Origin of the sequence: Pseudomonas sp. FP198, assembly GCF_030687895.1 — a bacterium.
Lineage (GTDB): Bacteria > Pseudomonadota > Gammaproteobacteria > Pseudomonadales > Pseudomonadaceae > Aquipseudomonas.
Genome location: NZ_CP117452.1, coordinates 5,330,927 through 5,351,564 on the forward strand (window position 1 = coordinate 5,330,927; position 20,638 = coordinate 5,351,564).

General features: G+C 63.3%; 20 protein-coding genes. 19 read left to right on the plus strand and 1 reads right to left on the minus strand.

Translation table 11 applies throughout. From position 1 onward, the window contains the following. The first annotated feature begins 9 nt into the window (after positions 1–9). The 18 genes from PSH78_RS24215 (at position 10) to PSH78_RS24300 (ending at position 17,773) form a co-directional block, all read left to right on the plus strand. Complete coding sequence (locus tag PSH78_RS24215; protein WP_305497314.1) at positions 10–264, plus strand: acyl carrier protein; 255 nt, start codon at positions 10–12, stop codon at positions 262–264. Beyond that, entirely contained in the window at positions 261–806 is a 546-nt protein-coding gene (locus tag PSH78_RS24220; protein ID WP_305497316.1) for a hypothetical protein, read from the plus strand. The genes PSH78_RS24215 and PSH78_RS24220 overlap by 4 nt, the downstream gene beginning before the upstream one ends. Continuing rightward, positions 803–2,485: an AMP-binding protein gene (locus tag PSH78_RS24225; RefSeq protein ID WP_305497317.1), complete on the plus strand. Its 1,683-nt coding sequence runs from the start codon at positions 803–805 to the stop codon at positions 2,483–2,485. Before PSH78_RS24220 ends, PSH78_RS24225 begins: the two co-directional genes overlap by 4 nt. A gap of 143 nt (positions 2,486–2,628) precedes the next feature. Then, positions 2,629–3,363: a glycosyltransferase family 2 protein gene (locus PSH78_RS24230; protein WP_305497319.1), complete on the plus strand. Its 735-nt coding sequence runs from the start codon at positions 2,629–2,631 to the stop codon at positions 3,361–3,363. Next, positions 3,360–4,298, plus strand: coding sequence for a glycosyl transferase (locus PSH78_RS24235; RefSeq protein ID WP_305497321.1), 939 nt, complete (start codon positions 3,360–3,362; stop codon positions 4,296–4,298). The genes PSH78_RS24230 and PSH78_RS24235 overlap by 4 nt, the downstream gene beginning before the upstream one ends. Continuing rightward, positions 4,279–5,823 carry a histidine ammonia-lyase gene (gene hutH / locus PSH78_RS24240; RefSeq protein WP_305497323.1) on the plus strand — a complete coding sequence of 515 codons (1,545 nt, stop codon included), beginning with the start codon at positions 4,279–4,281 and terminating at the stop codon, positions 5,821–5,823. Before PSH78_RS24235 ends, hutH begins: the two co-directional genes overlap by 20 nt. After that, positions 5,816–6,241 carry a thioesterase family protein gene (locus PSH78_RS24245; protein WP_305497325.1) on the plus strand — a complete coding sequence of 142 codons (426 nt, stop codon included), beginning with the start codon at positions 5,816–5,818 and terminating at the stop codon, positions 6,239–6,241. Before hutH ends, PSH78_RS24245 begins: the two co-directional genes overlap by 8 nt. After that, complete coding sequence (locus PSH78_RS24250) at positions 6,238–6,831, plus strand: outer membrane lipoprotein carrier protein LolA (protein ID WP_305497327.1); 594 nt, start codon at positions 6,238–6,240, stop codon at positions 6,829–6,831. The genes PSH78_RS24245 and PSH78_RS24250 overlap by 4 nt, the downstream gene beginning before the upstream one ends. Further along, entirely contained in the window at positions 6,815–9,154 is a 2,340-nt protein-coding gene (locus PSH78_RS24255) for an MMPL family transporter (RefSeq protein WP_305497329.1), read from the plus strand. Before PSH78_RS24250 ends, PSH78_RS24255 begins: the two co-directional genes overlap by 17 nt. Next, positions 9,151–10,308, plus strand: coding sequence for a sodium:proton antiporter (locus PSH78_RS24260; protein WP_305497330.1), 1,158 nt, complete (start codon positions 9,151–9,153; stop codon positions 10,306–10,308). Before PSH78_RS24255 ends, PSH78_RS24260 begins: the two co-directional genes overlap by 4 nt. Next, complete coding sequence (locus tag PSH78_RS24265) at positions 10,295–11,542, plus strand: NAD(P)/FAD-dependent oxidoreductase (RefSeq protein ID WP_305497331.1); 1,248 nt, start codon at positions 10,295–10,297, stop codon at positions 11,540–11,542. The genes PSH78_RS24260 and PSH78_RS24265 overlap by 14 nt, the downstream gene beginning before the upstream one ends. Before the next feature lie 10 nt (positions 11,543–11,552). Beyond that, entirely contained in the window at positions 11,553–12,281 is a 729-nt protein-coding gene (locus PSH78_RS24270) for a class I SAM-dependent methyltransferase (protein ID WP_305497332.1), read from the plus strand. Continuing rightward, a complete protein-coding gene (locus PSH78_RS24275; protein WP_305497333.1) occupies positions 12,278–12,760 on the plus strand; it encodes a DUF3261 domain-containing protein in 483 nt (160 codons plus the stop codon). The genes PSH78_RS24270 and PSH78_RS24275 overlap by 4 nt, the downstream gene beginning before the upstream one ends. After that, entirely contained in the window at positions 12,757–13,953 is a 1,197-nt protein-coding gene (locus tag PSH78_RS24280; protein ID WP_305497334.1) for a beta-ketoacyl-[acyl-carrier-protein] synthase family protein, read from the plus strand. Before PSH78_RS24275 ends, PSH78_RS24280 begins: the two co-directional genes overlap by 4 nt. Then, complete coding sequence (locus PSH78_RS24285) at positions 13,950–14,417, plus strand: hotdog family protein (RefSeq protein ID WP_305497335.1); 468 nt, start codon at positions 13,950–13,952, stop codon at positions 14,415–14,417. The genes PSH78_RS24280 and PSH78_RS24285 overlap by 4 nt, the downstream gene beginning before the upstream one ends. Then, on the plus strand, positions 14,414–15,142 hold the full coding sequence (gene fabG / locus PSH78_RS24290; protein ID WP_305497337.1) for a 3-oxoacyl-ACP reductase FabG: 729 nt from the start codon (positions 14,414–14,416) through the stop codon (positions 15,140–15,142). Before PSH78_RS24285 ends, fabG begins: the two co-directional genes overlap by 4 nt. Continuing rightward, on the plus strand, positions 15,142–16,368 hold the full coding sequence (locus tag PSH78_RS24295) for a beta-ketoacyl-ACP synthase (RefSeq protein WP_305497338.1): 1,227 nt from the start codon (positions 15,142–15,144) through the stop codon (positions 16,366–16,368). Before fabG ends, PSH78_RS24295 begins: the two co-directional genes overlap by 1 nt. Positions 16,369–16,831: 463 nt before the next feature. Next, positions 16,832–17,773, plus strand: coding sequence for a lipid II-degrading bacteriocin (locus PSH78_RS24300; protein ID WP_305497339.1), 942 nt, complete (start codon positions 16,832–16,834; stop codon positions 17,771–17,773). Between the two features lie 566 nt (positions 17,774–18,339). Here the strand turns inward: PSH78_RS24300 and PSH78_RS24305 are convergent. Then, the gene (locus PSH78_RS24305; protein ID WP_305497340.1) at positions 18,340–19,230 is read right to left on the minus strand and encodes a LysR family transcriptional regulator; all 891 of its coding nucleotides are present in this window, start codon (positions 19,228–19,230) and stop codon (positions 18,340–18,342) included. 123 nt (positions 19,231–19,353) lie between these two features. Here PSH78_RS24305 and PSH78_RS24310 point away from each other — a divergent pair, with 123 nt between their 5' ends. After that, positions 19,354–20,631, plus strand: a complete 1,278-nt coding sequence (locus tag PSH78_RS24310; RefSeq protein WP_305497341.1) for an MFS transporter — start codon at positions 19,354–19,356, stop codon at positions 20,629–20,631. Positions 20,632–20,638 lie beyond the last annotated feature (7 nt).

The window sequence follows — 20,638 nt, forward strand, 5'->3', positions numbered from 1 at the left end:
GACCGGACCATGCAAACTCGTGACGACATTTTCAACATTCTGCGTGATGCCTTGGTTGAGCTCTTCGAGCTGGAGCCCGATCGCGTGACGCTGGAAGCCAACCTGTACCAGGATCTGGAAATCGACAGCATCGATGCGGTCGACCTGATCGACCACATCAAGCGCCAGACCGGCAAGAAGATTGCCGCCGAAGAATTCAAGTCGGTGCGCACCGTCAACGACGTGGTCGAGGCGGTCTATCGACTGGTCCAACCGGCCGCATGAGCCGGCTGATTGGCCTCGGCCTGCTGCTGGCGGGCCTGCTGTACCCCTTCGCGGTGTATTTCGGCATGGAGCACTTTGCTCCATGGCAGTTCGGGCTGTTATTGGGTGGCCTGTGGCTGGCCCGGGCGTTGCTCGGCAAAGGCAACCCCGGCAATCGTTGGATGGCGGCCTCGGCGATTACCTTTTGTGTATTGCTCGCGGTGTTCGACAGCCCGCTCCTGCTGCGCTGGTATCCGGTGCTGATCAGCGCGTTCATGCTCGGGCTGTTCACCCTGAGCCTGAAATATGGCCCGCCGATGGTTGAACGCCTGGCCCGCCTGCGCGAACCGCAGTTGCCCGCCAGCGCGGTGATCTACACCCGCCAGGTGACAGTGGCCTGGAGTGTGTTTTTCCTGTGTAACGGTGTGCTCGCTGCGGTCCTGACGCTTTGGGCGCCGCTGAGCTGGTGGATGTTGTACACCGGCCTGATTTCCTACGGATTGATGGGCCTGATGTTTGCCATTGAATGGCTCATACGACAACGGGTAAGAGGCCGCCCATGAATTGGATATCGCTTGAGCAGATGCTGCTCGAGGCCCAGCCGGACCGCGTTGTTGCAGTCGCCCCGGCGTTGAATCACTCGCAACTGCGCGACAACGCGCTGTGCCTGGCCGCAAGCCTGCAGGCCCGAGGCATCCGGCGCGTGGCCGTGCACTTCGAAGATGCCGCCGACCTCGCGGTGGCGCTGCTCGGCGCCTGGCGCGCCGGGGCGCATGTGCTGCTGCCCGCCGACCTGCAAGCGCAAACCCGCCAGCGTTGGTCGGCCGATGTCGACTTGTGGCTGACCGACCTGCCCGTAGACGCCCGGCCCGACGAGATCCGCCAGGCGCCGCTGGAGGCCGCCGAACTGGACCTCGATCAGTGCTGGTTGACCCTGTGCACCTCCGGCTCCAGTGGCGAGCCCAAGCGCATCGAGAAAACCCTGCGCCAGCTGAGCAATGAAGTCCAGGCGCTGGAGCAATTGTGGGGCACCGACCTCGGTCCGCAGGCCTGCATGATCGGCAGCGTCGCCACCCAGCATATCTACGGTCTGCTGTTCCGGGTGCTGTGGCCGTTATGCGCCGGACGCACCTTCGTGCGCCGGCAGTTGGCTTTCCCGGAAGACCTTCAGCGCGCCAGTCGCGAGCATCCGGCATTTGCCTGGGTCGCCAGCCCGGCGCTGCTCAAGCGCATGGGCGACAACCTCGATTGGCCGGCCTTGAGCAGCGTGCGCCGGGTGTTCTCCTCCGGCGGCGCACTGCCGGCCGAAGCAGCCCGCAGCCTTCAACAACGCCTGGGACAATGGCCAACGGAAGTGTTCGGCAGCTCGGAAACCGGCGGTATCGCCTGGCGTCAGGGCGGCGACCTCTGGCGACCCTTTGCCGGCGTCGAACTGGGCCAGGACAGTGACGGTGCCCTGCTGATTGCTTCGCCTTATCTCCCAAGCGGCCACGTCGAGCACAGCGCCGACGCGGTGCGTATCACTGAGGATGGGCGCTTCGAATTGCTCGGCCGCCTGGATCGCATCGTCAAGCTTGAAGAAAAACGTATCTCGTTGCCAATGCTGGAGCAGGCGCTGACGGCCCACGACTGGGTCAGCGAAGCACGGCTAGGGGTGGTCCAGGAAAATCGTGCTTCTCTCGGCGCACTGCTGGTGCTCAGCGAAACCGGCCTGCGTGCCTTGCGCAACCTGGGCCGACGAGCCATGACCGAGGCCCTGCGCCAGCACCTGAGCGGACATTGCGAAACCCTGGCCCTGCCACGACGCTGGCGCTGGCTGCGGCAACTGCCGTTCAACGCCCAGGGCAAACTGGCCCAGGCCGAGGTCGAAGCTTTGCTGATGGCGCCACGTCCAAAGGCGCCTGAAGTGCTCGACCAAGGCGAGACCGACGGCGAATGGAACCTGCGCCTGGCCGTGCCGCCAGACTTGGCCTACTTCAGCGGTCACTTTCCCACCGCGCCGGTCCTGCCTGGCGTGGTGCAGGTGGACTGGGCCTTGAACCTGGGCCGCCAACTGATGGAGTTGCCGCCGCGGTTCGTCGGCATGGAAGTGCTGAAATTCCAGCAACTGGTGCGCCCCGGCGATGAAATCCAGCTGCACCTGCGCTTCGATCGCGAGCGCGGCAAGTTGTATTTCACCTATCGCAATGACACCGCGGCGTGCTCCAGTGGGCGGGTTGTGTTGGGGCCAACCAATGATTGATTGCACAGCAGTGCCCTTGTGGCGAGGGAGCTTGCTCCCGCTGGGTGGCGCAGCCGCCCTAGCTTTTTTGGCGGTTGCTACGCAACCGAGCGGGAGCAAGCTCCCTCGCCACAAAAGGCTTCTCAGCCGCCGAGACATACCGCATGCATAACCCCTGCGCCGTCATCCCGGTCTATAACCACGAAACCGCCATCGCGACGGTGGTGCAGACGTTGCTCGGCAACGGTTTGCCCTGCGTGCTGGTGGACGACGCCAGCAGCCCGGCCTGCGCGGCGGTGCTGGAGCAACTGGCCGGGCACGAGCGGGTTCACCTGGTCCGGCTGGCGGTCAACCAGGGCAAGGGTGGTGCAGTGATGACCGGCCTGCGGGAGGCTTCGCGGCTGGGCTTCAGCCACGCCTTGCAGGTCGACGCGGATGGGCAACACGACCTTGGTGACGTGCGCACCTTCATCGAGCAATCCCGCGCCCACCCGGACGCGCTGATCTGCGGCTATCCGCTGTACGACGCCAGCGTGCCGAAGGGGCGCCTGTACGCACGCTACCTGACTCACGTGATGGTCTGGATCAACAGCCTGTCCCTGCAGATCCGCGATTCGATGTGCGGCTTCCGGGTCTATCCCCTGGCCCCCACCCTGGCACTGATCGACTCGGCGAACATCGGCAAGCGCATGGACTTCGATTCGGACATCCTGGTGCGCCTGTCCTGGCGCAACCAGCCGATGCGCTGGTTGCGCACCCGCGTGCATTACCCTTTGGACGGGGTTTCGCACTTTCGCCTGTTCCACGACAACGTGCTGATTTCACGCATGCACACTCGGTTGTTCTTCGGCATGCTGGTGCGCTTGCCGGTGATTCTCTGGCGGCGGTGGCGAGCATGAGCACAGACAAACAGCACTGGGCAGACCGCCAGGAACGCGGCAGTTTCTGGTTGATGAAACTCACCGCGTTGGCTGCGAAGGTCCTTGGCCGAAGGCTGCTCACGCCGGTGCTGTACGGCATCGTCCTGTATTTCTTCGTTTTCGGGCGCAGCGCCCGGCAAGCGGCGTGGCAGTACCAGCAGCGGCTCGCCGACTGGAGCCGTCAGCCCGAGCTGCGCCCGACGCACCGCCGAGTGTTCGGACAGTTCATGGCCTTTGCCGATTCGCTGCTGGACAAACTCGACGTCTGGAACGGCAAGCTGAGCATCGAGCAGATCGAAATCGTCGACCCGGCGCTGCTGCGCAATCACCTGCGCGACAGCCGTGGGCAAATGCTGGTGGGCGCGCATCTGGGCAATCTGGAAATGTGCCGGGCCCTGGCCGAACTGGGCGAGAAAGTCACCATGAACGTGCTGGTGCACACCAAGCACGCCGAGCAGTTCAATCGCTTGCTCGGCGAAGCCGGCGCCACGCACCTGCGGTTGATCCAGGTCAGCGAGCTGGACCCGCTGATCATGCTGCAACTGAGCGAACGCCTGGAGCGCGGCGAATGGCTGGCGATCGCCGGCGACCGCGTGCCGCTGCATGGCGGGCGCAGCGTGACGGTGGATTTCATGGGGCACCCGGCCGCCTTCCCGCAAGGCCCCTGGCTGCTGGCCGGCCTGTTGAAATGCCCGGTCAACCTGCTGATGTGCCTCAAGCACGAGGGACGTTATCGCGTCACCCTCGAACCGTTCGCCGATGCCGTGGTGTGGAAACGCAACGAGCGCGAACAGGTGATCGCCCATTGGGCCGGCCTGTACGCCGCCCGTCTGGCGCAATATTGCCTCCAGGCGCCACAACAGTGGTTCAACTTCTACCCTTTCTGGAAGACCGATGACCAAGCCCATTCCTGAGCCGGTAACCTTCGGCGAACACGCCTTACGCATCGAAGACGTGCGGGCCCTGGCCAACCGCCAGGCGCCGACGCAATTGCAGGCTGACCCGGCGTTCCGCCAGCGCATCGCCAAGGGTGCGCAATTCCTCGACTCGTTGCTGGACAAGGAAGGCGTCATCTATGGCGTGACTACCGGCTACGGCGACTCTTGCGTGGTGGCCGTGCCGTTGCACCATGTCGAAGCCTTGCCGCGGCACTTGTACACCTTCCACGGCTGCGGGCTGGGCAAGCTGCTCGATGCCCAGGCTACCCGCGCCGTGCTGGCCGCGCGGCTGCAGTCGCTGTGCCACGGCGTGTCAGGAGTGCGAGTGGAACTGCTGGAACGGCTCCAGGCCTTCCTCGAACACGACATCCTGCCGTTGATTCCGGAAGAAGGCTCGGTGGGCGCCAGTGGCGACCTGACGCCGCTGTCCTATGTCGCCGCCACGCTGTCCGGCGAGCGCGAAGTGCTGTTCCGTGGCGAGCGCCGGCTGGCCGCCGACGTGCACCGCGAACTGGGCTGGACGCCGCTGGTGCTGCGACCCAAGGAAGCCCTGGCGCTGATGAACGGCACCGCGGTGATGACCGGCCTCGCCTGCCTGGCCTTCGCCCGCGCCGATTACCTGTTGCAACTGGCGACCCGGATCACCGCGCTGAATGTCGTCGCCCTGCAAGGCAACCCGGAGCATTTCGACGAACGCCTGTTCGCCGCCAAGCCCCACCCGGGCCAGATGCAGGTCGCCGCGTGGCTGCGCAAGGATCTGGCCATCGACGCGCCGACCGCGCCGCTGCATCGCCTGCAGGATCGCTACTCCCTGCGCTGCGCCCCCCACGTACTAGGGGTGTTGGCGGACAGCCTGGGCTGGCTGCGTTCGTTCATCGAAACCGAGCTCAACAGCGCCAACGACAACCCGATCATCGATGCCGAAGCCGAGCGCGTGCTGCATGGCGGGCATTTCTACGGCGGGCACATCGCCTTTGCCATGGACAGTCTGAAAAACCTGGTGGCCAACGTCGCCGACCTGCTCGACCGCCAGCTCGCACTGTTGGTGGACGAGCGCTACAACCATGGCCTGCCGAGCAACCTGTCCGGTGCCAGCGCCGAGCGGGCGATGCTCAACCATGGCTTCAAGGCCGTGCAGATCGGCACCAGCGCCTGGACCGCCGAAGCCTTGAAGAACACCATGCCGGCCAGCGTGTTCTCGCGCTCCACCGAATGCCACAACCAGGACAAGGTCAGCATGGGCACCATCGCCGCCCGGGACGCGATCCGTGTGCTGGAGCTGACCGAACAGGTGGCCGCCGCGACCTTGCTGGCGGCTAACCAAGGCGTGTGGCTGCGCAGTCGCGCCGACGATGCGCGACCGTTGCCGCCAGCGCTGGCCGCCATGCACCGGCAACTGGCCGCAGACTTCCCGCCGGTCATCGAAGATCGCGCCCTGGAAGGCGAATTGCGCCTGTGCCTGCAACGCATCGCCGAGCAACACTGGAGGCTGCATGCGTAGCCAGGGCGTTCTGCACGTTGACACCCGGATCGTGGTGCCGTTTTTTGACGTCGACTCGATGAACGTGGTCTGGCACGGCCACTACATCAAATACCTCGAAGTGGCCCGCTGCGCCTTGCTCGACCTGATCGGCCACAACTACAACGATATGCTCGAGTCCGGCCATGCCTGGCCGATCATCGACTTGCAGTTGCGCTATGTGCGCAGCGCGGTGTTCGGCCAGGCCCTGACCGTACGCGCCAGCCTGGTGGAGTGGGAGAACCGGCTGAAGATCAACTACCTGATCAGCGACGCCGCCACCGGCGAACGCCTGACCCGGGCGAGTTCGGTGCAGGTGGCCGTGGACATGGCCAGCCGTGAAATGCTGCTGGCCTCGCCTCGGGTATTTGTCGAAGCCGTCGAGAGGAAACTGTCATGAAACGCCTGTTCATCTGGCTGCTGCTGTGTGGCTTGGCGCCGCTGGCCCAGGCGTTCGACCTGCAGCAGTTGAGCGAGCAACTGGCCCGCCTGGAGGTGATCCACGGCCAGTTCATCCAGGAAAAACATCTGCGCGCCCTGCCCCAGCCGCTGATCAGCAAGGGCCGCTTCGTGCTGGCGAAAAACCTCGGCCTGCTGTGGCTGCTGCAAACCCCGCTGCAACAGGACTACCGCATCACGGCCAAAGGTATCGCCCGGCGCGATGGCAACGCCTGGCAGATGCTGCCGAACAAGAGCGCCGGCGCCGAGCAGAACCGCCTGTTCCTGGCGGTATTGCAGGGCGACAGCAGCGGCTTGCAGCGGGATTTCGAGCTGAGCCTGTCGGGCCAGCCACAGCAGTGGAAACTCACCCTGACCCCACGCTCGGTATTGCTTAAACAAGTCTTCAAGCAGATCAATATCGACGGCGGCGAACTGGTCCAGCGCATCGAACTGCTGGAAACCCAGGGTGATAGCACTGTACTGCGAATGCAGGACGCTACCGGCGCGCAACCCTTGAGCGAAGCGGAGCAACATGACTTTGCCGAGTGAACGCAGGCTGCCACGGCTGTTCCTGGTCCTGCTGCTGGCGGTGCTCGCACTCGCCGGTTGGCAATGGCGCAACGGTGCGCCGCTGTCGGCCAATCTCATGGAACTGGTCCCGGGCACGTCCCCGGACGCCTTGGAACTTGTCGCTGAACAGCGCATGCAGGAACCGCTCAATCGCGAGGTTCTGGTGCTGGTCGGCCACGCCGATCGCCAGCAGGCCATCGCCCTGGCGCAAACCCTCGGCGAGCAATGGCAGGCCAGCGGGCTGTTCGACAAGGTCCAATGGACGCTCCAGGCCGACTTGCCGGCGCTTCGTTCGCAGTTGCTGGATGGCCGCTTGGCGATGCTCTCGGCCGTCGACCGGCAACAGTTGATCGAGCAGCCCCAGGCGTTTATCCAGCAGCGGGTACAGGCTCTGTTCGACCCGTTCAGCGGCTTCAGCCTGGTGCCCAGCCAGGACGACTGGCTCGGCCTGACCGGGCGTATCCAGAACAGCCAGCCACAACGCGGCGCGATACAACTGGACGTGGGCAGCGGCGCGCTGATCGCCGAAGCCGATGGCAAGCATTGGGTAATGCTGCGAGCGCGTACCCAGGGCAATGCCTTCGACATGCACCTGCCGCTGCAAGTCGCCGATCTGCTGCAACGCAGCCGTGATCACGCCAGCCAGGCTCAGGGCCAATTGCTGGCGGCCAGCGGCCTGTTGTATGCCGCCAGTGGCCAGCGACAGGCTTCGCGCGAGATCACCTGGGTCGGCGGGGGCGCGACGGTCGGCATCCTCGTGCTGCTGTTGCTGGCGTTCCGACGCTTTGCCGTGTGGCTGGCGTTCGTGCCGGTGCTGGTCGGCATATTGTTCGGCGCGGTGGCGTGCGTGGCGCTGTTCGGGCGCATGCATGTGATGACCTTGGTCCTGGGTTCGAGCCTGATCGGCGTGGCGGTGGATTACCCGCTGCACTACCTGTCCAAAAGCTGGAGCCTCAAGCCGTGGCGCAGCTGGCCGGCCCTGCGCCTGACCCTGCCGGGCCTGAGCCTGAGCCTGGCAACCACTTGCATCGGCTACCTGGCGCTGGCCTGGACGCCCTTCCCGGCCCTGACCCAGATTGCTATCTTCTCTGCCGCCGGCCTGGTCGGCGCTTATCTGTCAGCGGTCTGCCTGTTGCCGGCCCTGCTCAAGCACGCCGACCTGCGCCCAGCGCAATGGCCGCTACGCCTCTGCGATAACCTGCTCAGGTGCCGCGAAACATTGCTGGCCCGGGTGCGCACGCCGATTCTGCTGGCCTTGCTGCTGGCCTTCTGTGGTGGCGGACTCTGGCAACTGACCAGCAAGAACGACATCCGCCAGTGGATCGGCACGCCCCAGCACCTGACCGACGAAGCCCGCGATGTCGCGCGCATCACTGGTTTCCAGCCGACCAGCCAGTTCTTCCTGATCCGCGCCGATGATCAAGCACAGTTGCTCGAACGCCAGACCGCCCTCAACGAGCGGCTCGACCAGTTGATCAGCCTGGAAAAACTCCAGGGCTACCTGTCCCTCAATCAACTGGTCAGCCCACCCGCCGACCAGGAAAAACTCCGCGCGGCCCTGGCGCGGTTGCCGGCGTTCTGGCAACCGCTGCTCGACCTCGGCGTGCCGCTCGCCGCGCTGCAAGCAGAGTTGAAGCAGTTGCAAGCCTTGCCAACCGCCGACATCGATGCCGCACTGAGCGGGCCGCTGGCCGAACCCTACCGCATGCTCTGGCTCGGCCCGACAGGCCAAGGCGTGGCGGCGGTGGTCAGCCTGCAAGGCTTGAACGATGCCGCGCTGCTCCGCGTGCAGGCGGTGGATCTGCCCGGCGTGCAATTGGTGGATCGCCTCGGCGACCTCAACCGCGTCTTCGCCGCCACGCAGGTCAGCGCCGCCGAACTGAAGCTGGCGTCCTGCGTGCTGATCGTCCTGGTGCTGATCTGGCCGTTCGGCGTCGGCGGGGCCTTGCGCGTCGTCGCCCTGCCGCTGTTGGCCGCGCTGTGCAGCCTGGCGAGCCTCGGCTGGCTGGGGCAGCCGTTGACGCTGTTCAGCCTGTTCGGCCTGTTGCTGGTGACGGCCATCGGGGTCGACTACGCCATCCTCATGCGTGAACAGATCGGCGGGGCCGCCGTGAGCCTGCTCGGCACGCTGCTGGCGGCGACCACCACCTGGCTGTCGTTCGGCCTGCTGGCGTTGTCCAGCACACCGGCCGTGAGCAACTTCGGTCTCGCGGTGAGCCTGGGGCTGGCGTTCAGCTTCATGCTGGCGCCGTGGGCCGGGCAGCAGGCCCATGCGAATGCCGCTACGGAGCCGGCGCAATGATGACCTTGCTGTTCTGGTTGATGGCGATGGCGCTGTTTGCGGTGGCGACGATTGTCGGGCGGCGCTGCGGACTGATCCCGATTGTCAGCCAGTTGTTGCTGGCGACGTTCGGCCTGCCCTTGCTGATGTATTTCTGGATCGAGCCGGGCTGGCACCTCAGCGGTGCGCAACTGGTCTCGCCGATGTGGTTGAAGAACCTCTACAGCCTGGCGTTCGCCCTCTTGCTCGGGCATATCCTCAGCGATGTGATCGACCCGCGCCTGGACCGCCAGAGCGTGAAGATCGCCCTGCCGAGCTTTGGCGTACCGTTTGCCTGCGGCCTGGCGACCGCGTTCTGGCTGCTGCCGCCGCAACCGTGGATCAGCTCGCTGGCGGTGGGGCTGCTCTTTGCGATCACGGCGATACCCGTGCTGTATCTGTATCTGCGCCACATCGCCTACCCGCCCGCCGCGACCCGCCGCCTGGTGCAGACCGCGATCCTGATCGACCTGATCTGCTGGAGCCTGTTCGCCCTCGCCCAGGGCATCCTGCACCTGGCCAGCCTGCTGCTGCCGCTGGCCGCCGCCGGCGTGCCGTTGCTGCTGCGCCTGGCGGGCCTGCGCCAACCCTTGCTGCACAGTGGCCTGTTCTTTGCCCTGCTGGTGGTGGCCGAACATTACCGACTCAACGCGCTGATCACCGGCATCGGCTACCTGCTGTGCATGGCGGCGCTCAAAGTGCCGCTGGTATTGCCGCTCGGCGCCGAGTGGCTGCACAGGTTGCAGACTTACCTGGCCATCCCCTTGATCCTGACGTTCGGCATTGTCCAGATCAATGTGCACAGCGCCCTGGACAGCCTCGGCTGGGTCCAGCTGGCGGCGTTGCTGCTGTTGCCGATTGCCAGCAAACTGCTGGGCAACTGGCTGGGTCTGGGTTGGGCCGGTGCCTCGTTCGCCGGTGCCAGCCGCTTTCGGGAAAGCATCCTGCTGAATATTCGCGGCTTGAGTGAAATCGTCTTTCTCAATCTGCTGCTGCAACAACAACTCATCAGCCCCGCGCTGTATTTCGCGCTGATGCTGATGGGGTTGTTCGCCACATTGCTGCCGGCCCTGGCCGGCTTTCACCGTATTCCCTCGATTGCCGTCCCGGCGAGGAGCCCCAGTGCCAACAGTTGAAATGGAACGTCGACAGGTCGTCATCATCGGCGCAGGCCCTTCCGGCGCCATCGCCGCCGCACTGCTCAAGCGCAAGGGCCACGATGTGCTGGTCATCGAGCGCCAGCATTTCCCACGGTTCTCCATTGGCGAAAGCCTGCTGTCCCATTGCCTGGATTTCGTCGAGGAAGCCGGCATGCTCGAGGCGGTCAACGCCGCCGGGTTCCAGCGCAAGAATGGCGCGGCATTCGCCTGGGGCGAGCGCTACAGCGCCTTCGATTTCGGCGACACCTTCAGCGAAGGCAAGCCGACCACGTTCCAGGTCCAGCGCGCCGACTTCGACAAGTTGCTGGCTGATCAGGCGGCGCTGCAAGGCGTGGAAATCCGCTACGGCCAAGCCATCGCCAGCGCCGATTTCAGCCTGGTCAAACCGCAACTGGGGGTGCAGCGCGAAGACGGCAGCGAGTACCGCGTCGAGGCCGACTTCGTCCTTGACGCCAGCGGCTACGGCCGGGTCCTGCCGCGCCTGCTGGACCTTGAAGCGCCGTCGAACTTCCCGCCGCGCCAGGCGGTGTTCACCCACATCGAAGACCGCATCGACAGCCCGGCATTCGATCGGGAGAAAATCCTCATCACCACGCATCCGACCCAGCGTGACGTGTGGTTCTGGACCATTCCGTTCAGCGGCGGTCGTTGCTCGGTCGGCGTGGTCGCCGCGGCGGAGCATTTCGAAGGCCGCACCGACGACCTCGATGCCTGCCTGCGCGGTTTCATCAACGAAACCCCAAGCCTGGCCAGCGTACTGGGCAATGCCGTGTGGGACACGCCGGCACGGACCATCGGCGGCTACTCGGCCAACGTCAAGGCTCTCCACGGCCCTGGTTTCGCCCTGCTGGGCAACGCCGCGGAATTCCTCGACCCGGTGTTTTCTTCCGGCGTGACCATCGCCATGCGCTCGGCAAGCATGGCCGCCGGCGTGCTGCATCGTCAGCTGCAAGGTGAACAGGTGGATTGGCAGAGCGAGTTCGCCGAACCGCTCAAGCGCGGCGTCGATACCTTCCGCTGCTACGTCGAGGGCTGGTACGCCGGCACTTTCCAGGACGTGATTTTCTACAGCGAAGGCTCCGCCGATATTCGCCGCATGATCAGCGCGATCCTCGCCGGCTATGCCTGGGATCAGCGCAACCCGTTCGTCAGCGAACCCAAGCGGCGCTTGCGCATGCTTTCGGAAATCTGCGCGAGCCCGACGCCATGAGCAAGCAACCATGAGCTACCTGAGCGACAACTACGTCGAAGAAACCCGCTTCGGTTTCTGGTTCCTGCGCAGCCACACCTGGCAGCACCATGTGCTGCGCGTGGCCATCGAAGATCTGCGCAGCCTGTTCAGCTCCTCGCCGCCGGCCAATCCGGTGCTGCTGGATGCCGGTTGCGGCCAGGGCAAATCGTTCCGGTATCTGCGCCAGGTGTTCGCGCCGCAACGCCTGATTGGCGTCGACGCGGACCCTCACAGCCTGAACCTCAGCGCCGCGGAAGCGGCTCGCCAGGGCATGGCCGTGGAGCTGATCGGCAGCGACTGCGCGACGTTGGCGGTGCCCGATGCCAGCGTCGATTTGCTGTTCTGCCACCAGACCTTCCATCACTTGGTGGAACAGGAAAAGGCCCTCGCCGAGTTCTATCGCGTGCTCAAGCCCGGCGGCTACCTGCTGTTCGCCGAATCCACCAAGGCCTACATCGATACCTGGGTGATCCGCTGGCTGTTCCGCCACCCGATGCAGGTGCAGAAAAGCGCCGCGCAATACCTGGCGATGATCGCCAATCAAGGGTTCCGCTTCGAAGACTGCAACGTCTCCTATCCGTACCTGTGGTGGAGCCGCGCCAGGGACTTCGGGCTGCTGGAACGCTGGGGCCTGCGCCGGCCCAGGCCGTTTGGCGAGCGCGAGGAAACCCTGGTCAATGTGGTGGCCCGCAAGCCGCTCGAAGGGGGCGCCGGATGATCCGTGGTCTGCTTGCAGGTTTACTCTTGCTGCTCAGCGCCTGCGCCAGCCAGGCACCACTGCCCGAGCGCATGCCGACCCTGGCGCTGCCGCTGCAATTGCACATCGAACGGCAACTGGACGGCCAGCGCCAGGACTGGCTGCTGGTGATCCAGCGCGAAAGCGCCGGCATCCGCTGGTCGATGATGGATCCGCTGGGCATTCCCGTCGCTCGCCAGCGCCTGGTCGACAGCCAATGGCAAGCCGACGGCCTGCTGCCGCCCAATGCCGAAGCCCGGGAATTGTTCGCCGCCCTGCTGTTTGCCCTGACCCCCGAGGCGGAACTGGCCGGCCGTTACCCGGCCGCCCGGCAGCAAGACGCTCGACGAACGCTCGATACCCGCTGGCAGGTGCGCTACACGCAACCGCTGGACTTTCAATTGAGCCTGCCGCAGGGGCCGCATTACCGCATTACACCGTTGAGCGAGAGCGCACGATGACCGCTTATTTGAACGCCTTGGGCGTGATTTGCGCCCTGGGCCGAGGCAAACAAAACGTGGCCCGCAACCTGTTTGCCGGCGACTGCTCAGGCGTGCGCGTCGAAGCCGGCTGGGTGGCCGAACGGGCATTGCCGGTGGCTTGCGTAACCGGAGAGCTCGCCGTTATCCCTGAATCCATGGCGGCGCAACGCAGCCGCAACAATCAGCTGCTGCTCGAAGCAGGGTTGCAGATTCGTCCCGAGATCGATCAGGCCATCCAGGCTTACGGTCGTGCGCGCATCGGCATCGTGCTGGGGACCAGCACTTCGGGCATCGACGAGGCCAGCCAGGGCATTGCCCACTATCTGCGCGAGCAGCGGTTCCCCGAAGGTTACGACTACCAGCAGCAGGAGCTCAGCGCGCCAGCCAACTTTCTCTCCGACTGGCTTGGCCTGAGCGGCCCGTCCTACGTGATCTCGACCGCTTGCACCTCCAGCGCGCGGGCCCTGATGAGCGCTCGCCGTCTGCTCGACCTGGGGCTGTGCGACGCGGTGCTTTGCGGTGGTGTGGACAGCTTGTGCAAGCTGACCCTCAACGGCTTTTCAGCATTGGAAGCGGTCTCCGGCGAGCGCTGCAATCCGTTCTCGGTGAACCGCAGCGGCATCAACATCGGCGAAGCGGCGGTGCTGTTTCTCATGAGCAAGACCCCGTCGGATGGGCACTCGATTGCCCTGCTCGGCGACGGCGCCAGTTCCGATGCGCACCACATCTCTGCGCCGGAACCCAGCGGCCGGGGTGCCCGCCAGGCCATGGAAAAAGCCTTGCGCGGCGCCGGCCTGGACGCCAGCCAGATCGACTACCTGAACCTGCATGGCACCGCCACGCAACATAACGACGCCATGGAAAGCCACGCAGTGGCGGGCCTGTTCCCGGCCGGCGTGCCCTGCTCGTCGACCAAGCCGCTGACCGGCCACACCCTCGGCGCGGCGGGCGCATTGGAGGCTGCGTTCTGCTGGTTGGCCCTGTCTGGTGAAAATACCGCACAGGCCCTGCCGCCGCACGTCTGGGACGGCCAGGCCGACCCCGAGTTGCCGGCATTGGACTGGGTAACGTCCGACACTCGCTTGCCCCCGAACCTGCCCCGTCGCCTGATGAGCAACTCGTTTGCTTTCGGCGGCAACAACGTCAGCCTGATTATCGGAGACGCGCAATGATTGACTGGCCGCTCGCCGAATTGCTGCCCCACGCCGGCGACATGATTCTCATCGACCGGATCCTGTCCTTTGATGACGAGCAGATCCACACCCTCGCCACCGTCAGGCCCGGCGGTCTGTTCAACCGCGACGACGGCGCGCTACCGGCCTGGGTCGGCATCGAGCTGATGGCCCAGAGCGTTGCGGCGTTTGCCGGTTGCCACGCACGCCAACGCGGCGATGCGGTGGAGCTGGGCTTTTTGCTCGGAACCCGCAAGTTCGAATGCAACGTCGAATATTTCCCCCTCGGCACCGAGCTGACCTTGCACGGCATCCGATCCCTGGAAGACGATAACGGCATGGGTGTGTTCGAATGCCACATCCACGCGCCCGGTATCCATGCCAGCGCACGGTTGAATGTGTTCCGCCCGCCCCATGCCGCCCAGTACCTCAATGAACCGCCCGCAACAGGAAACCAGCCATGACTGAATCCGTACTGGTCACCGGCTCCAGCCGTGGCATCGGCCGCGCCATCGCCCTGCGCCTGGCCCAGGCCGGCCACGACATCGTCTTGCACTGCCGCAGCGGTCGCGCCGAGGCCGAAGCCGTCCAGGCGCAGATCCAGGCCTTGGGCCGCAAGGCCCGGGTGCTGCAATTCGACGTCTCCGATCGCGCCGCCTGCAAGGCCATCCTTGAGGCCGACGTGGAAACCCACGGGGCCTATTACGGCGTGGTGCTCAACGCCGGCCTGACCCGCGACGGCGCGTTTCCCGCCCTGAGCGAGGACGACTGGGACAGCGTGATGCGCACCAACCTCGACGGTTTCTACAACGTGCTCCACCCGGTGATGATGCCGATGATTCGTCGCCGCGCCGCCGGACGAATCGTTTGCATCACATCGGTGTCCGGGCTGATCGGCAACCGTGGCCAGGTCAACTACAGCGCCTCGAAGGCGGGCCTGATCGGTGCGGCCAAGGCGTTGGCAATCGAGCTGGGCAAGCGCAAGATCACCGTCAACTGCGTCGCGCCGGGGTTGATCGACACCGCCATGCTCGATGAAAACGTCCCCGTGGAAGAACTGATGAAAATGATCCCCGCCCAGCGCATGGGCACGCCTGAAGAAGTGGCCAGCGCGGTGAATTTCCTGATGTCCGCCGAAGCCGGCTACATCACCCGGCAAGTCCTGGCCGTCAATGGAGGCCTGTGCTGATGAAGCGCGTCGTCGTCACCGGCATGGCCGGCATTACCTCCCTGGGCAGCGATTGGGAGACCATCGCGGCCAACTTCGCCGCCAACCGCAGCGGCATCCGGCGCATGCACGAGTGGGACCGCTTCAGTGAATTGAACACCCGCCTGGCCGGGCCCGTGGACGACTTTCAGGTCCCGGCCCACTGGACCCGCAAGCAACTGCGCAGCATGGGCCGGGTTTCCCGCCTGGCGGTGGGCTCGGCGGAACAAGCCCTGGCCGACGCCGGGCTGTTGGACGACCCGTCGATCAAGGATGGACGCATGGGTGTGTCGTGCGGCTCCTCCACGGGAAGCACCGACGAGATCAAGGCCTTCGGCAACATGCTGCTCAACAGCGTCGCCGAAGGTTTGAACGCCAACTCCTACGTGCGGATGATGCCGCACACCACGGCGGCCAATATCAGCATCTTCTTCGGGCTGACCGGGCGCCTGATTCCCACGTCCAGCGCCTGCACCAGCGGCAGCCATGGCATCGGCTATGCCTACGAGGCGATCAAGTTCGGCCGCCTGCCGTTGATGCTCGCCGGCGGCGCCGAGGAACTGTGCCCGACCGAAGCAATGGTCTTCGATGCGCTCTACGCCACCAGCCTGAAAAACGATGCCCCACAAACCAGCCCGCGACCCTACGACAAGGGCCGCGATGGCCTGGTGATCGGCGAAGGCGCCGGCATGCTGGTGCTCGAAGAACTCGAACACGCCCTGGCCCGTGGCGCGCGGATCCACGCCGAGATCGTCGGCTTCGGCAGCAATGCCGACGGCCAGCACGCCACCCGTCCCGAATTGAGCACCATGCGCCGCGCCATGGAACTGGCCCTGGAAGACGCCGGCCTCGAACCTTCCGCCATTGGCTACGTCAACGGCCACGGCACCGCCACCGAACAGGGCGACATCGCCGAAACCCTCGCTACCAGCAGCCTGTTTGGCGAACACATGCCCATCAGCTCGCAGAAAAGCTTCCTCGGCCACACCCTGGGCGCCTGCGGAGCCCTGGAATCCTGGTTCAGCATCGAAATGCTGAACCGCGACCGCTACGTGCACACCTTCAACCTCGACGAAGTCGACCCTGAATGCGGCCATCTCAATTACCTGCGCAACGAGTTTCGCAGCATGAGCAACGAATATGTGATGAACAACAACTTCGCCTTCGGCGGGGTCAACACCTCGCTGATTTTTCGGCGCTGGCGTTGAAGCCGTCGTCGCCAACGCCATCCGCGCAATTGACCTCAGTGCTTTCCCGTGGCGAGGGAGCTTGCTCCCGCTGGGCTGCGCAGCAGCCCTGAAGCCCTTCGAACTCCGTCTTATGCAGTTGGGACAGTTCCATAAAGTCCGAGTCGGCGCAAATCAGCGCACGCGCTGACAAACCAGCGTCCTGATCACTCGACGTAAGCTGACAGGGCCAGCGCCATACTCGCCTACCCCTGCCAGAGCTGCGTAGTGCCCGAGCGGCATTCCTCCGCCCGCCTGGATCTGGGAGGCTCACGGCCATCCTATGCCCTACGATTTAACGAAGTCATAACTTTCCTTATTTCTTGTAATCCTTTTCCCAAACCATTTCTGCGCCATTGAGCCTGCCCCCTTACTCATGCTTGAGTAACTACTCGCCCGAGTAGCTAAGTCAACTCAACAAAACAACCACAAACGGAATTGAAACATGAGCAAAAACGGAATTGATTTACCTGCCACCAGCGTGACCGGAACATGGTCAGGCTCTTTAGGAGGTTACTGGTCTACGGACGGGATAATAATAGATGGAACATATATATTCCCTCCTCCGCAACCGGACACCTTGACGGAAGACGATGATTTTTACATCTCCGACCTGATTAAAACTCAAACCGGGCTGGACGACTTTAGTTTCAACTTGAAAATCCTTGACAAAGCCATCAATCAAAACAATGCATACGGCGCCATAAAGGATATATGGGAAATTGTCGAAAGAGAGCGTGGCTGGGTAGCGCCGCATTGGCGCATCAATGACGCTCTATTCAAAAGCAAGATTGTAACCTTCAGCTTAGCAGACGCGCTCATGCGAAGTGGCTTCACATCTCGAGAAGCAATCATTGCAATAAGCAACTCAAAATACGCTCGCAGCACCACATTCAAGCTTGAAACGCCTAAATTATCGGGCGGTACGTTTAGCCCTGTTAAAGCCTTAGGGCACTATTTATGGGGTAAAGGTCAAAAATTGGAAGTAGATATTAATTCCATAGGTTTACGCATAACAGAGAGCCGTCTTCCTCTGCTAAAGCAAAGCATTGAACATAGCAAGTCCCCCGGCACTTACCATCTTGTTGACCCTAAGATCGGTTACGATACAGGCCAGGACAGCGCAGTTACAGGAGCGTATTTGGGAAGAGTTACCCTTCGGGTTGAGGGTGACTTCATCCGCAACGAGGACAGCTCTTGGCAATTCGTAGGAAAAGTAAAGGCCTACCACGACCTCTATGACTTCAATAAAAGCGATAGACCCCTTCCACTTGAACAACTGACGACAGCGGGTCGAGCGCTACCAGGAAAAGCGTTTGCAATAGACATTTCAGGCGAGCACAACATACATTTGATAGGCAAAGGTTTTCAACCCTCAAATTTTTAACAAAAAGCCTATAGCGACGAAGTCGCCTTTCGTCGCTATAGCAACCAGGCCCCCAATGAAAACGATCCATTTATTAATTATCTACATCGTTTCCCTATCCACTACTCCAATCATGAGCGGAATAAACTTATACTCAAACTTTAAAGATGAAATCTATCCAATCGACCAAGACATCATTGCCATCCCTTTTCTCACTATAACGGCCACCTGCACAGCCTCGTTATTGCTCCTGTTTATTCAACGGCATTATCGAACAAAAAAGCTGATTGGCGCTTTTCAAGCGATCATGGCGGCTCTCGTCATCCTGGCTTCCACCGCCATTACGACAGCGCTTTTAATTGGTCACATTATCTACTGGAGCAGTCCACACCATCTACTGACAGCTGGAGCCTTCATGGCTACGTTCTGCTTCTACGTCTGTTACCAACTGCATTTTTACGGGAGGCGATTCCGAGGCAGATTGTGGCTTCTGTGATAGCAGCGCTCCGCGAAAGGCTGATGGCTCGATCAATTAAGGGGTGGCCCTTTACCCACAGTCCGCTTTTGCCCTGAGCTTGAGCGCCTGATTACTCCGGAACGCCAGTCAACAACGCCACAAACGCCCTGGCCATCGGCGAACGCTGGTCCTTGCGCTGGACCAGCCACACCGCCGAGACCGCCGCCGGATCCAGCAACGACCGGTAGACCACGCCGTCGATACGCATGCGCTGGTAAGACGCCGGCAGGACCGAGACGCCCAGCCCCGCCGCCACCAGCCCGATGATGGTCATGGCTTCGCCCGCTTCCTGGGCGAAGTGCGGGCTGAAACCAGCGTCGCGGGCCAGCGTCAGGAGCTGGGCGTAGAGACCGCTGCCGTAGCTGCGGGGGAAAAACACGAACGGCTCCTCGGCCAGCGAAGCGAGAAACAGGCCTTTGTCACTGCCCTGGGCTAACGGGTGCTTGGAGCTGAGCACCGCCACCAAGGGTTCGCGGCTGAGTTCGATTTCGCTCAAGGCGTCGGGAAGCGGCAGTGGACGCATGATGCCCACGTCGATGGCCTCGTCGAGCAACGCATCGGCCACTTGGGTGCTGCTCATTTCCCGCAGGTTCAGGTGGACTGCGGGAAAGCGCTGGCGAAAGGTGAAAATCGCCTGGGGAATGGTGGAATTGAACGGCGCTGAGGAGGTGAAGCCGATTTTCAGCTCGCCCAATTCCCCCAACTGGGCGCGGCGGGCTACGTCGGCAGCCTTGTCGACCTGGGCCAGGACCCGGCGCGCCTCTTCGAGAAACAGCCGTCCGGCCTCGCTCAGTTCGACGCGACGGTTGGTGCGTTCGAACAGGCGTGCACCAATCTCTTGCTCCAGTGCCTGGATCTGTTGGCTCAGTGGCGGCTGGGAGATTCCAAGCGCCAGGGCGGCGCGGCCGAAGTGCAGCTCTTCGGCGACCGCGATGAAGTAACGCAAGTGACGCAGTTCCATGTGCCCTTCCCAGCAAGTCGCAAAACGTCTTAAACAGGTCGAACAATATATTGGATAGAAACATTAGCCGGCTATATGCTTTTTTCATTGCCTGCCAGGCCGTGCTCCCCTCCGAGGTCCATCGTGAAAACCGCTGCCGCTCCACTGGCCCATGAAATCCCGCCGCGCCCCCAGGATGATGCCGCTGCCGCGCTGGAGGATATCTATATCGAAAAAGGCACGCCGTTGTTCATGCGTACGGTGCTGGCGTTGTTTTGCGGCGGTTTTGCAACTTTCGCGCTGTTGTATTGCGTGCAACCGATGATGCCGCTGCTGTCGGCGGAGTTTTCCATCAACGCCGCCCAGAGCAGCTTGATCCTGTCGGTGGCAACCGGCCTGCTTGCCGTCGGCCTGTTGGTCACCGGTCCGATTTCCGACCGCATCGGCCGCAAATCAGTGATGGTCGCCGCGCTGTTCGCAGCGGCGCTGTGCACGATCGCCAGTGCGATGATGCCCACCTGGCAAGGCGTGCTGGTCCTGCGCGCCCTGGTGGGGTTGTCGTTAAGCGGATTGGCGGCGGTGGCGATGACCTACCTGAGCGAAGAAATCCATCCCAGGCACATCGGCCTGGCTATGGGGCTGTACATCGCCGGCAACGCCATCGGCGGCATGTGCGGGCGGCTGATCACCGGCGTATTGATCGACTTTGTCAGCTGGCATACCGCGATGCTGGTGATCGGTGGCCTGGCCCTGGTTGCGGCGGCGGTGTTCTGGCGGATCCTTCCCGAATCGCGCAACTTCCGCCCACGCTCGCTGCATCCACGCAGCCTGCTGGACGGTTTCACCCTGCACTTTCGCGACGCCGGGCTACCCCTGCTGTTTCTTGAAGCCTTCGTACTGATGGGCGCGTTCGTCACGCTGTTCAACTACATCGGCTACCGCCTGCTGGCCGCGCCTTACCATATGGACCAGGCATTCGTCGGGTTGCTGTCGGTCGTGTACCTGTCCGGCATCTACAGTTCGGCCAAGGTCGGGGCCATGGCTGACAAGCTCGGCCGGCGGAAAATGCTCTGGGCGACCATTGCGTTGATGCTGGCGGGCCTGCTGCTGACGCTGCTCACGCCGCTCTGGCTGGTGATCATCGGCATGCTGGTGTTCACCTTCGGTTTCTTCGGCGCGCACTCGGTGGCCAGCAGCTGGATCGGCCGCCGCGCCCTGAAGGCCAAGGGCCAGGCTTCATCGTTGTATTTGTTCAGCTATTACGCCGGCTCGAGTATTGCCGGTACGGCGGGCGGGGTCGCGTGGCACCTGGGGGGATGGAACGGAACCGGGCTGTTCATCGGCGCGTTGCTCTTGGTGGCATTGCTGGTAGCCATGAAACTGGCGAAGCTGCCGCCGCTCCCCGGCAACGCCCAAGGCTAGCTTCACT